Here is a 13,664-nt window from a genome sequence, read left to right as displayed (position 1 = left end):
AGATGTTCACTTCCTGCCATTCAACATGGCAGAAAGGATCTTGTCCGAATATTTCAGCACCACACATCCATCAGTGCATTTTCCACAGCGTATACACGAATCATTTATGTATATCCTGCCTTTTTCCGAACCCAGTTCTATGGCATTTACAGGACAGACCTTCAAACATATCCCGCATTCAGTGCACTTACTTGCACGCAAAAGTTGTTTGGCTGTCGCTTCGAGGCAGGAATGTGCATCCTCTTTGGAGTTCGCTGTGACCTTCAAACTGCCTGATGAAAAGAATTTCACAGTTCCGGAATCCATTTTAAGGAGGACCATTCCGAGTTCTTCAGAAAAGACAGTTGAGCCCAGCATGTTCAGAATCGCAGAAGCTTCACTGACAAGCACACCTTTGACACTTGCCTCCACAGTAAAGCCACCTTCCCTGCATGGTGAAAAGCCAGATGTCAACGTAATATTGAAATCGTCACTTACAATGGAAGGTTCGGTATCAATACCAAGTTCTCTTGCGAGCTTTAGCATTTTAGGAGGAAGTTCCTTCCACCGCCACATGCCGTGCCGCACATATTCATCAGATAGACCTTTGGACTTTGCCCATTTCAAAAGGAAACTGTTCCACCTGTCATAGATAGCAGGATGGAGGTCTTTCAGCCTTTCATACTCAGCAGACAGTTCCGCAGGGCAGAGGTAGCATCCCACACGTTCAAAACCAACATCATAGAGAGGATTATAATCGAGCTTCCTCCAATGGATATAAAGCCATACCTCAATGGCGCGCCAATCACGGATAGGGAAGATGTTCAACTGGTTCGGAACAAAGGGGTTCTTTTCACTGGCAGAGATGTTCGACCTGGAAAAGGATTCAAATTTACGCTTCCCATCGATGGTCAGACATACACCCTTATCCTCACTGCATTGATCAATGATAGCACCCGCAGGCCCAAGCTTACAGACCTTGCAGCACCAGCGGAAATCCTTTGCAGGAGGACCGAAGCTCTCAAGATTCTCCCAAAAGGCATCCTCGGCCTTTGATTCAATAAGTTCGATGCCCCTTTTTTCGCAATGGGAATGAACGAATTCCACGGTTTCCGGGAATTCTATACCAGTATTAAGGAAAAATGCCCTTACATCCCTGCCCTTAAGGGCACTTAGAGTAAGATCAAGAACAACAAGACTATCCTTCCCACCACTGAATGAGACATGCACCGGAAGTTTGCGGTGCTCTTTCTGGCTCGCAATTCCTTTGATGGTATTCATTGCATTCTTACCAATTTTACGCAAGTGAGGAAGATTAGCCGTAATGGCATCTTCGAGGGTTGCTACCCTGGAGCTTAACTTAAGGTCACTACTGGAGATCTTCCGGACCCTTAACACAGGACCATCTGCAGTTGCCATATTATCACTATCTACAAGTGAGATACCAGCTCCAACGAGATTACCGGACACAACTATCACAGGATCCCCTGCTTTTATATCATCGGTGAAACTTTCGATCAATTCAGAACTGACCTTTTTTCCATTCAGATGCATCTTGGTCTTTTTCAGAGTAACTTTCCTGCTTTTTACCAGACCATGGAATACTTGCGCCCCTGCTTCAGATATCTCGAAGCGGTGTTCCATCAGGTACATATCAAAAAGAAGAGTACCGATGTTCAGACCGTCCACTATGACCTGAGCAGTCTTATCCTCCCCGGAGATCTTGTTCAACAGAACCAGCCTTTCACCCAGAGGATCACAGCCAAATTCAGAAAGCAAAAGCTTGCCCAGGAGTTCACGTTCGTATGGGGAACAGAACCTTATGTCGCCAGGCCCGGATAACTTAATATCAAAGATCTCACCGTCGCAGACACCACACTTCTTATCAAGAAGAGGAACATTGCAATCCTTACACCAGTATATATGAGATGGCTCGTTAGATACTGGATTCCTTGAATGCTTCTTTTTGTCAACTACACCTTTTCTTGAAGGCATCTTATGAATTCGGGCATCGCTCTTTTTCAAATGCATTGAATTCAAGAATAGAACAGGGAGTTATTAAATACTTCCATATGGTCAGAGGCAAAAAACAAAAAAAATAGAGGGCAGATCAATATATCTGCCATTTATAGAACTTATTTTGAAAGGTATTTGTTGATGGTATCAGCAGCCAGCTTACCTGCACCCATTGCACTGATAACGGTTGCTGCACCGGTCACAGCATCCCCGCCTGCACAAACGCCTTCGATGGAGGACATACCTGACTCATCCACGACAATTGTGCCCCACGGAGTAACCTCGAGACCTTTGGAACCATCGAAGATGATAGGGTTCGGTGAAGTGCCTATGGCCATTATGACAATATCAGCATCGACTATGTGCTCGGAACCTTCTACTACCTCAGGCCGCCTGCGACCTGACTCATCAGGTTCGCCAAGCTCCATCCTGACACATTCGACACCATTGACAGACATGTTCTCGCCTTCGATGATACGCACAGGATTTGTCAATAAACGGAACACGATACCTTCTTCCTTTGCATGCTCGATCTCCTCGCGCCTTGCAGGAAGTTCCTCATCGCTGCGTCTGTATACAATGCTTACCTCATCTGCACCAAGTCTCAAAGCACTGCGTGCAGCATCCATTGCCACATTACCGCCACCTACAACAATAACATTGCTGCCTCGCTTTATTGGTGTGTCGAAACTATTATTGTATGCCTTCATCAGGTTCACACGGGTAAGGAACTCATTGGCGGAATAGACACCATTGAGGTTCTCGCCCTCGATACCCATGAACTTTGGCAGACCTGCGCCGGTTCCAAGGAAGACCGCATCGAATCTGTCAGTGAGCTGGTCAAGGGTCAGTATGCGACCGATAACGTAATCCATTTTGATATCAGCACCGAGCTTACGGATATAATCCACCTCTTCCTTTACAATGGCCTTTGGAAGCCTGAACTCAGGAATACCATATATCAGCACACCGCCTGCCTCATGCAGAGCTTCGAACACTGTGACTGAATGACCGGCCTTTGCAAGGTCGGAAGCTGCTGTCAGACCTGCAGGCCCTGAACCGACTATTGCTACGGCCTTACCAGTGGATGGTGCTACAACAGGGTCCTTTACGCCAACTTCCCGTTCACGGTCCGCACAGATCCTTTCGAGGCGACCAATAGCAATTGGCTCGCTCTTCTTGCCGAGGATACAGAGTTTCTCACACTGCTCTTCCTGCGGGCATACACGTCCGCATACAGCAGGGAGAGTATTAGTGGCCTTTATGATAGTGATAGCTTCCTGGAAGTCGCCTTCCTTGATCTTTGAGATAAAGCCTGGAATATCAATGTTAACAGGACAGCCTTCCACACATTTAGGGTTCTTACACTCGAGACAGCGTTCTGCTTCAAGTATAGCCTGCTCCTCAGTGTATCCTAAAGCGACCTCATCGAAGTTAGTGACACGCTCTTCAGGAGCTTGCTGCGGCATTTTAGGTCTTATTGACATTTGCAATCATCTCCGCAGCCTTTCTGGGACTTTGTGATAGCATCAGCTTCTTCTTTACGATAGAAGGACAGACGGCTCATCAACAGATTGAAGTCCACATCCTTTGCGTTGAACTCAGGGCCGTCCACACAAGCGAATTTGACCTCACCGCCAACATTGACACGGCAGCCACCGCACATGCCGGTACCATCGACCATTATTGGATTGAGGCTAACGAGAGTCTCAACATCATATGAGGCGGTAACACCTGCAACTGCGCGCATCATGATAGGAGGACCGATAGCTACTATCCTGTCGATATGTTCCTCACCATCAAGAAGCTGCTTGACAAGATCGGTCACGAACCCATGGTGGCCCTTTGAACCATCATCTGTGGCCACAAGGACCTCATCACTGGCAGCGATCATCTCATCTTCAAGTATGAGCATGTCCTTATTGCGTGCCCCAATGATGGAAATTACCTTGTTTCCAGCTGCACGATATTCTTTTGCCTGAGGATAGATAGGAGCGATACCAACACCCCCGCCAACAAGCACAACAGTACCGAGCTTTTCGATCTCGGACTCTTTGCCAAGAGGCCCTACAAAATCAAGAAGTTCCTCGCCGGCGCTCATCTTTGCGAGCTGTTTTGTCGTTTTTCCCATTTCCTGGAAGATAATGGTGACAGACCCTTCATCTGCGTTGTAGTCTGCAATTGTAAGAGGGATCCTCTCACCAGCTTCATCGATGCGAAGAATAATGAACTGACCTGCCTTTGCGGCCGCAGCCACATCGGGAGCCTGGATGTTCATCAGGTGCACATCCGGCACCAACTGACGTTTCTCTATTATTTTGTATGCCATGTGATCACTTTCATGCCTAGAGTCGGAAGTAAGTGTACTTTATAATATTATAATAATGTTTCTCGAAAACTGCCCATATTATATAAAAGTATCCTATAAACCAGAAAAACAAACCAGTAAGAAGTTCTAAGGTCTTGAACAAAAAAAAACAATGAGATAAATGTTAACTCAAAATTTACAAAAAAAGGATGGGGTCTACCGGCATTTTCAGCCGGTAAAATTGTACGCCCGAACCGGGATTCGAACCCGAGTCGGAGCCTCGACAGGGCTCCATGATAGGCCTCTACACTATTCGGACATTGCGTTTGATTGTTTGCTGTGTGAGCACACCCTTAATGCACTTCTTGGTATATATACCTTCCGCGAATTTAGGATGTTAAGTCCCGCCTCCCAGACTCGAACCGGGGACATCGCGGTGCCTGCGCGGTATGTGCGACAAGTCGCATATTCCATACTACAGCCGCGCACTCTACCACTGAGTTAAGGCGGGTCATACTGAGATCAGCATCATCCCATCCCACTAGTGTGAGATACAACCCCTCCATTACCACAATCATATTTAATCTTTTCGTCATATTGCCCATGGAAGAGAAAATATGGACATAATGACCCTCGAAATCGACAAAGAACAGATGGAATTACGGAAATTACGGGTGAAGTTGTGAAAGAAGAACAGATAGAATAGTAAAAAAATAACAAAAAGGACGGAACAAAAGAAAAAATGGGGCAGCTTGGATCGAAGATCGATCTTGCTGAGACCCACAATATCCAATATATACAGATATATCGGGATCAGAAAGTGTCAAGTTCGCCTTTGACCACCATATCAGTGATCTTGGTGATGTTCTCAAGCCAGTCGTCAATGACAACTTCCGCTTCAGACCTGATGGCAGCAAAGTTCGCACCATCTTCAGGGATGACCTGTGCACTTGCCACAAGAGGCTGATCGATAGGCATTCCGATCTGGGAGAGAAGCTTGATATGGACATCGCTCACTTCATCGACAGCACTGACAACATCCCTTGCCATCTGTGTAGAGAGCAGGTTGTAGATCTTACCAATGTGGTTGATAGGGTTCTTTCCGCTTGTTGCTTCCATGCTCATTGGCCTGCTTGGAGTTATAAGACCGTTGCTTCTGTTCCCACGACCTACTGAACCATCATCACCCATTTCAGCAGATGTACCTGTAACGGTAAGGAAAACGCAGTCACAGCCACCATCTACCTTATCAGCAGCATTGATGTGAGCTGAAACTGTCCTGTCGGTGTACTTGGTAGCAAGATCAAGGACGTATTCGGTCATCTCTTCCTTTGCATTTATGTAGTGGTCCATGTCATCGATGTGCCTGCCGACCATACCACAGCATATAGTAAGAGAGATATCATCGTTCTCCCTGAGACCCATGACCTTTATATCTTCCCCGATTCCAGGGATCTTCTTTTTCTTAAGGTCTGTCAAAAGCTGTCTCTCAGTGTTGTAGACGACCTGTTCAAGTTCAGAGAAAGGAGCATGGCCTACACCAAATGAGGTGTCGTTTGCCATTGGAATATGATCCCTGGTGAAAACATCCCTGAGATCAGAAGAACCTGTACCAAGCTTACAGTCAATGATCATATCACGCTCAAGGTCCATAGCTGGAATTGTATTACGGACATATTCACGTGCAGCCTGGAGGGCAACTGCCTCTGCAGGGATTTCCATACCATCGAATTCCATGGTAGCCCTTCCCACAAGAAGAGTGTAAATAGGCTTGAGGACCTCACCGCCTCCGAATTCAGGCCGGGACCTTCCTGCAACGATCTGAGTCTCATCTGTGTTGTGGTGAAGAATAGCTCCACACTTGTCAATGTATTCTTTACAAAGAGCACGGCTCACAGCTTCTGCGAGACCATCACTGATACTGTCCGGATGACCTATACCTTTCCTTTCAACAAGCTCGGTCTCCTGTTTTTCGATAGGAGTCTCATGGAGATGTTCCACTTTGATATTTCGGATCATATTTAGCCTCATTTGATAAGTTCGATAAATCAGATAGAAATGTGAAGATCACATGTCGGTTGGATTCAATCTATAAGATGAACAATTTATATATAATCATTACTACCCATGTGCACATTCATAACCTTCAGTAATAAGAGAAGATGATGAAAAAGGATGGAAATGGTTGCCAACATTCTCAATGCTACCATGCAATACTTATAAAGGATAAATGTGTTTCAAGACATAGACCCAAGAACAGTTCTATAATAGATAGAACAAAATACAACTAAACCCGTTCTGTGAGAAGGACTTCATATGATACGTATTGCAATACCTAACAAAGGAAGATTACACGAGCCCACCATACAGATGTTCAAGGAAGCAGGACTTCCCGTACTTGGTGGTTCCAACAGAAAGCTGTTTGCAAAAACAAATGATCCGGAGATCACATTCCTGTTCGCAAGAGCAGCAGACATTCCAGAATATGTCCAGGATGGGGCGGCTGATGTCGGTATCACCGGACTGGACCTTATCTCTGAGACCGAATCAGATGTAGAGATGCTCCTGGACCTCAAATATGGAGGAGCAGACCTTGTACTTGCAGTACCTGAAGAATCGGATATCTCATCGGCAAATGACCTTGAGGGAATGCGTGTGGCAACTGAATTCCCCGCCATCACTGCAAGATATTTCAAGAACCTCGGGATAAACATTGATGTGGTAAAGGTCAGCGGTGCATGTGAAATGACACCACATGTTGGCATTGCAGATGCCATTGTGGACATCTCCAGTTCAGGAACGACACTTGTGATGAACCATCTCAAGGTGATCGAAAAAGTGTTCTCATCATCCATATATCTCATTGCAAATCACGAAACGGCAAAAACGGAAGAAAAGATAGAACACATCAAAACAGCCCTTGAGAGCGTGATGCATGCAAAAGCAAAGCGATACTTGATGATGAACGCCCCGACTGCAGTGCTCGATGATGTAAAAGAAGTACTCCCAGGACTTGCCGGACCAACTATAATGAAGGTCGAATCCAAGGAAGATATAGTGGCAGTACATGCTGTCGTGGACGCAGACATCATCTTCGCCACCATTACAAAACTTAAGGCCGCAGGTGCTTTTGACATACTTGTAATGCCCATCGAGAGAATGATACCCTAAAGGTGACAAGATGAGCTTTGAAGTGATACCAGCAGTCGATATGAAAGGCGGCAAATGTGTGCAGCTCGTTCAGGGAGTCCCCGGAAGCGAGATGATATCCCTCGATGACCCCGTTAAGGTCGCCCTTGACTGGGTCTCCCAGGGTGCAAAGACACTACATCTTATCGATCTTGATGGTGCAATAGAAGGGAAAAGAACGAATGCACCCATTATAAAAAAGATAGTAGAGAAATGCAAACCACAGGGGATATACATCCAGGTGGGAGGAGGAATACGTTCCTTCGAGGATGCTGCAACATTACTTGATATTGGTATTGACAAGGTAATTCTTAGTACAGCTGCATTAAAGGATCCCGAACTTATCAAAAGGCTCTCCGATGAATTTGGAAGTGAACATATAAATGTGGCACTCGATTCAAAGAACGGAAAGATATCCATCGAAGGTTGGACAAAGGAATCAGAACATACAGCAGTGGAAATGGGAAGCCAGTTCGAAGAGAAGGGTGCTGGAAGCATCCTGTTCACGAACATTGACTCCGAAGGGCTGTTAAATGGAGTGGACCCAAAACCCACTGAAGAGCTTGTCAATGCTGTCACCATACCCGTGATCGCATCCGGCGGTGTGACCACCCTTGAAGATATTATCACACTGAAGAACACCGGTGCAGCAGGTGTTGTTGTGGGAAGCGCACTATACAAGAAAAAGTTCACATTGACAGAAGCAATAGATATCATCAGTGATGAAAATTGATCATCGAAACCGGCAGAGGAACAGCATGAGAAACGCAAAGATCGCACGCAAGACAAAAGAGACGGATATCCGGATGGAACTCGAGCTGGATGGCAAAGGTTCATCGAACATTGATACAGGCATCGGTTTTTTCGACCACATGCTTACCGCTTTTGCAAGACACGGAAATTTTGATCTGACCATCGAAGCCACCGGAGACCTTATCGTTGATGAACATCACCTGATAGAGGACACTGCAATAGTTCTTGGCCAGGCGCTCTCTGAAGCTCTCGGGGATAAGAACGGGATCGCCAGGTTCGGAGATGCACGCATCCCAATGGATGAGGCCCTTGCAGACGTTGTTCTCGACCTGGGAGGAAGGACCTACCTCGTGATGGATGCTGAGTTCGAATCCCCAAGGGTCGGTGAGATGAACACTCAACTTGTGAGACACTTCTTTGAATCCCTCACAGACAATTCAAAGATGAACCTGCACATAGCTGTCAAAGGTTACAATGACCACCACAAGATAGAGGCCCTTTTCAAGGCCTTTGCGTACGCCCTTCGCCGTGCTGTTAAGATCGAAGGCGAAGGTATCAAGAGCACGAAAGGTGTGCTTTAAAGCAACCTAACAAAACGGAAAAGCCGTATTATTACGGCTTACTTGAACTTTTTTTGCAATCTTTTATAGAAGTCCTGCTCCTGCCCATTTGACTTTCTTGACAAACGCTCTACTATGAGCTCAGGAGTGCTCTTTGCAACATAATTGTACCTTGGAGTCCTTTCAACCACAAGGTTCAGGTCCTTATCAAGCCCGCTTGCCTCAATGCCATCAACGCGTACATTGCATTCAGTGTTCTCAAGAATAAGTTCCGATAAATGGGACACAAAGATCGACATGCCGTCACCATTCTCAGAAAGCACCTCCAGTATTCCCGAGATTATCTTTGCAGAAGCTCCCGGCTCAGTAATGGATTCCAGTTCATCTGCCAGAACAAGCTTTGGAGAATCGTTTGCGACAACAGAGAAATCAATAAGCGTGGTCTCGAAAGCCCCTGCATCCAGAGTACCTTTGGATTTTCCAAAGTGATAGAACTCTTCCGTAAGACCGATCTCCATGTTCATTGCAGGAGTCGGGAAACCCATATGGGCAAGGATGACACACTGTGCCACCAATTCAAGCAGAGAGGTCTTTCCTCCTGAATTGACACCACTCAAAAGGACAACGCGGCTGCCATTCCCATCAGGGTCAGAGGAGGTATTGCCTACCGAATAATCGATGGGCACGACCGAACCATGGCGCGTCCTTATGAAAAGGTTCGATGCCGACTCAAGTGCAAGACCTGTTCCTTCAATGAACTCAGGAAGATGGAGGTCGAACTCCTTTGCAAAGCAACCTATCGAAAAGCCCACATCAAAATCAAGGGCCTTGTGAACCATTCTTTGTGCAACATCATGGAACTCTGAGAGCGTCTTCGCAATATTGCATTTGTGCCGAACCTTCAGTTTTTCCACTTGATTTGCGATCTGCTGCTTAAAGGAATACAGGCATTCAGGTTTCACTTCAAGGGGATGAGTGATCTCGTCCGAGAAAAAGGAATCAAGGGACAAGAGTTCATTCCTTTCAAGCTCCAGGTCCGCCACGATCTTCTCTTTTGCGGCCTTGACAACAGAACTGTAAGAATGGAACAGCTCTTTTTCGAGCAGGTCCTTGATCTCCATTTTCCCGTTCATCACCTTAAGCATATCCTGACCGCTAAGCGTGAGTTTGCTCTCCTCCAGACAGGAATTAAGAGTAACGTTAGCGGCATTGATGGCTTCTGAAACACAATTATCGACATTCCTGGAGATCATCATAAGACGATCGATACTGTTATCAGAACCCTCCCTGACATCCCCATCCTCATCTATAAGAGAAAGGGTCTGTTTTAATCTTTCAATATCATCGTCTGCAATATCTTCAAGGGAAGATATACCTGAACAGCGTAATATCTCGACCATCTTGATACAGCATTCGAGTGTGTTAAGGTTCCTCGCAAAGAAGTAGATCTCCTTCTCCGGCACTATCTGCCACATATTTGCTTTGCGAATATCAGGAATGAACTCAGGATCAACATCTTCAGGAAGGTCAAAGGACATGCACTTGTCATCGGCAGCAACAACATGCGAATAACCCCTGGCAGTATCAACGAACTCCCCCGCACCCTTCACGAACTGTACATCCAGAAGATCACCGAACATCTGCCGTGCAACCTCATACTGCTTGCTATCAGCGGTCAGAATTGCCCTGGACCTAACTTTAGGAGGATTGCATTTTACATCTAAGGCCTTTACGTTTGACAGAAGTGAGATAAGTTCTTCATTGTCCCCCAATACGCAAGCAGTCCTCATATACCCGGCAACATCCTCCCGAATATCCTCTATGAGTGCCTTTTTACTTGCAGGATAAGGGATATAGACATGAAGCTTATCCTTTGCATATCTGGTATGTGCGAACTGCTTGATGATATCCAGAAGCCTCTCATAGATATCCGAAGCTTCCTTTGTCTTAAGGAAATCTTCCATAGCAACGCCTTCGAACTGTGCACGCACTTCGTGCACCAGAGAAATAGCATACCTTTGCCCTACCCCTTCAACTTCGGAAATGCTTGCGATATCACCACTTAAAATAGCATCCATTGCCCTATCCTCCCCACCAAAATGCTCCTGAAAGCGTTTCGCCATTTTCTCACCAATACGCGGAATATCCTGTAACCCATTCATATTATCACCCATCTTCATGCAAAACTATCAAGGGTACAGCCGGCAATGCCCCTTTCAACCTTATAACGATCTCTTTTTGCCATCTTGCTCATTGAAGCAGAGCTCTTAGGCTGCATTTTCTTTGCAAGCCCATGATTTCTCCTTGAATCTATCATCTGGGAATTATAGTAGAGGTCCCAGAGCTCATCCACATCATCAGACCCTGATGTTGACCGAAGGCTTTCCACAAAGGATGCAGTGATCTTTGCAAACCTATCAAGTCCAATAAGATTGCCATTGCCCACCCACGCAGAATCATCTTTGATAACTGCCACGGGAACATCTGGATTCTTCCTGACAAGCCACCTGCAGAACATATCCGCGATATCGTGAGGAGTATCAATGACAACAGATAATATGCCGCCTTTAAGTTCCGGTCGTGCGAACATACACAACCTCTCATATGCCTTGCCCACCTCACGCATATAATTATAGTAGCGTTTTGCGATCTTGCCCTTCCCTGAATAAAGCCCATCAGTATCACCATTACAGGAAACCAGCAACCTCACAAGCCCGGCAGGATCACAATCCTTGTGCCTTAGAAGAAGATCTACATATCGCAGAGGATCGGGGTCGAACCTTGCCAGGCGAGGTTTCCTTTTTCCGAAGATCTCCCTGGATAAGAACTCTGACCCATAGGAAGGATCAAAGCCCACCATATTGATCTCACCCTCGATACCTGAAAGATCGAGTTTCCTCTTAAGCTCCCCCACATCGTTAGCAAATATCAGTTCAGAACCAGGATCATCTCTGAAAGCCAAACAAGCAAGCAACACTCCCTCCACACTGGACCTAAAAGCTATTATCATGAGCAGGCACCCATAAAAGAGGAAAGGTTCATCTGTCTCGAACCATTTATCGAAATGTAAGGTCTTGCACGGGAAACTACGACACCCACACGGGAAAGTTCCTGCTCGGAAACTATCGGACGGGCATGCAAGATCCGGTTGGCACTTATCGGCCCTATCCCGGGAACCAGAAGCAGATCGGACATTTCAGCGGAATTGATATCCACCGGAAAACGATCAGGCTGTGAGCGTGCAAGCACTTCCTTTGGGTCAGCATTTGAGAGATACCCATACTCATCGTAGATCTCATCAAAGTCGCTTGACCTGAGACCATAGTCCTTTAAAAGAAAGGACATCTGATACAACCTCTGCTCACGCCATTTAGGTGAAGGCGAGCCATTCTCTAGCGGAGTATCAGGCACAGGGTCAAAGCTCATAAAATAAGGTCTTCGCAATGCATACTTGTCCATGAACTTGTGAACCGTCTTCACGACCTCTTTGTCAGACTCAGGGACCGCACCCACCACGAATTGAGTGTCATTTGCACCAACAAGTTTTCCCATGCCGGAATATTCACTTCTTTTCTTCTCAATGAGGTCCCTTGTCCATTTCAGTCTCTGCAGAACATCGTTCTTATAATCGAAGTTCGGACATATCTCAGAATAATTAACAGAATTAGTGGTCTCAGCATTAACACCGAACTTATCAGCATGGTCTGCGATCTGCTCAAGCAGATATTTCGGAGTGCCGGGCATCACACGAATATTGATGTAACCTTTAAAACCCTGACCTCGCAACAGCTCCACCACCTCTAATTGCTTCTGCGAAGTATGCTCCGCATCCCCCATGATGCCGGAAGACAGGAACAGACCCTCGATGGCATTCCTTCTGTAAAATGACCAGGTGATCTTTGCAATTTCCTCAGGTTCAAGGGATGCTCTTTTGGTCTCACGCTCACAGCGATTCGGACAATAAGCACACTCCCCTGCACAGGAATTGGATAACAGTGTCTTATAGAGCTGTATGCACCTTCCATCAGGACCAAAAGCATGACAGACAGCACTCTGATTGCAACTGTCATATTTAGTACCCGCAGAGAGGATCTGCATTCTCTCAGATAAGGTCAGATGATGTTCGTTCTGTCTATAAGCACTCATTGGATGATAATTGGCACTTAATTATATAACCGACAGCCAAGCGAGGTGAAAGTGTTATTTAAATGAATGTCAACAAATCGTATAAAATAGAACAGTGCGAAATAATGTAATAATAGGCAGGAACAATGCAAAAAAGAAGAAAAATTGATAACGTTCAAAGATCATTTCTTGACATGAATATCAAGCTTGAGCTTAGTGACCGGTTCAAGTTTCTTCCATTCGATAGTTGTGTCCTCATCAAGCACACAGTTCTGAACTGATTTCTCAGAGAAGTCACCATTTATCTCATAAACATAAAGACCTTCTTCCCCATCTGTAGAGATAATAACTTCCCTATCGCCTTTCTTCTTCACCTTTATTGCAGCTACACCACGCAGCGCATCCAGAAGAGTAGTACCTTTTTCCACCTCAATGGACTTTGTCGGTGCAAAAGAGTTCATAGCAATATAGATATTATCCTTATTTGGTTTCAGCACATGAGTCTTCCCAAATATCCTGCGTTCAACAAGATCTGCAGCTTCCAATATCTTAACATGCTTCGCAGCAACCGGAACAGAGATCCCTAACGTCCTTGCCAACTCGGAGATGTGCATCTCCTCCCCACTAAGTAGCTCAAGCATTTTGATACGAGTATCACTCCCCAGTGCGCTAAAGACTTTGTTTTCCAATTGGCTCATACATGTAAATGGAAATATGACATATATAAGAATATC

General features: G+C 45.8%; 11 protein-coding genes and 2 tRNA genes. 3 read left to right on the top strand and 10 right to left on the bottom strand.

Annotation, left to right across the window (positions count from 1 at the left end; all coding sequences use genetic code 11):
- Positions 1–6: 6 nt before the first annotated feature.
- From AC20MK_RS02305 to AC20MK_RS02280, 6 genes are all read right to left on the bottom strand, one after another.
- A complete protein-coding gene (locus tag AC20MK_RS02305; protein WP_487356397.1) occupies positions 7–2,010 on the bottom strand; it encodes a phosphoadenosine phosphosulfate reductase domain-containing protein in 2,004 nt (667 codons plus the stop codon).
- A gap of 104 nt (positions 2,011–2,114) precedes the next feature.
- Positions 2,115–3,482, bottom strand: coding sequence for an NADPH-dependent glutamate synthase (gene gltA / locus AC20MK_RS02300; RefSeq protein WP_487356396.1), 1,368 nt, complete (start codon positions 3,480–3,482; stop codon positions 2,115–2,117).
- Entirely contained in the window at positions 3,473–4,324 is an 852-nt protein-coding gene (locus AC20MK_RS02295; protein WP_487356395.1) for a sulfide/dihydroorotate dehydrogenase-like FAD/NAD-binding protein, read from the bottom strand. The genes gltA and AC20MK_RS02295 overlap by 10 nt, the downstream gene beginning before the upstream one ends.
- A 225-nt stretch (positions 4,325–4,549) precedes the next feature.
- Positions 4,550–4,622 (bottom strand) — tRNA-Asp (locus AC20MK_RS02290).
- An 83-nt stretch (positions 4,623–4,705) separates the two neighbouring features.
- Positions 4,706–4,814, bottom strand: a tRNA-Tyr gene (locus AC20MK_RS02285).
- A gap of 302 nt (positions 4,815–5,116) precedes the next feature.
- Positions 5,117–6,322 carry a methionine adenosyltransferase gene (locus tag AC20MK_RS02280; protein WP_487356394.1) on the bottom strand — a complete coding sequence of 402 codons (1,206 nt, stop codon included), beginning with the start codon at positions 6,320–6,322 and terminating at the stop codon, positions 5,117–5,119.
- Positions 6,323–6,619: 297 nt separating this feature from the next.
- Here AC20MK_RS02280 and hisG point away from each other — a divergent pair, with 297 nt between their 5' ends.
- From hisG to hisB, 3 genes are read left to right on the top strand one after another with little or no spacing between them, the layout of a single operon-like run.
- Positions 6,620–7,474 carry an ATP phosphoribosyltransferase gene (gene hisG / locus AC20MK_RS02275; protein ID WP_487356393.1) on the top strand — a complete coding sequence of 285 codons (855 nt, stop codon included), beginning with the start codon at positions 6,620–6,622 and terminating at the stop codon, positions 7,472–7,474.
- A 10-nt stretch (positions 7,475–7,484) separates the two neighbouring features.
- Complete coding sequence (gene hisA / locus AC20MK_RS02270) at positions 7,485–8,225, top strand: 1-(5-phosphoribosyl)-5-[(5-phosphoribosylamino)methylideneamino]imidazole-4-carboxamide isomerase (protein ID WP_487356392.1); 741 nt, start codon at positions 7,485–7,487, stop codon at positions 8,223–8,225.
- A gap of 25 nt (positions 8,226–8,250) precedes the next feature.
- On the top strand, positions 8,251–8,826 hold the full coding sequence (gene hisB / locus AC20MK_RS02265; RefSeq protein ID WP_487356391.1) for an imidazoleglycerol-phosphate dehydratase HisB: 576 nt from the start codon (positions 8,251–8,253) through the stop codon (positions 8,824–8,826).
- 38 nt (positions 8,827–8,864) lie between these two features.
- On the opposite strand, the gene AC20MK_RS02260 is transcribed toward hisB, so the two are convergent.
- The 4 genes from AC20MK_RS02260 to AC20MK_RS02245 all read right to left on the bottom strand — a co-directional run bounded on the left by AC20MK_RS02260 (position 8,865) and on the right by AC20MK_RS02245 (position 13,628).
- Entirely contained in the window at positions 8,865–10,967 is a 2,103-nt protein-coding gene (locus tag AC20MK_RS02260) for a helix-hairpin-helix domain-containing protein (RefSeq protein WP_487356390.1), read from the bottom strand.
- Between the two features lie 14 nt (positions 10,968–10,981).
- Entirely contained in the window at positions 10,982–11,815 is an 834-nt protein-coding gene (locus tag AC20MK_RS02255; RefSeq protein WP_487356389.1) for a DUF4130 domain-containing protein, read from the bottom strand.
- On the bottom strand, positions 11,812–12,951 hold the full coding sequence (locus AC20MK_RS02250) for a radical SAM protein (protein WP_487356388.1): 1,140 nt from the start codon (positions 12,949–12,951) through the stop codon (positions 11,812–11,814). Before AC20MK_RS02250 ends, AC20MK_RS02255 begins: the two co-directional genes overlap by 4 nt.
- A 161-nt stretch (positions 12,952–13,112) precedes the next feature.
- A complete protein-coding gene (locus AC20MK_RS02245; protein WP_487356387.1) occupies positions 13,113–13,628 on the bottom strand; it encodes a helix-turn-helix domain-containing protein in 516 nt (171 codons plus the stop codon).
- Positions 13,629–13,664: the final 36 nt, after the last annotated feature.

It is taken from the genome of Methanococcoides sp. DA23 (assembly GCF_057593895.1).
This window is presented reverse-complemented; position numbering and strand designations above follow the sequence as displayed.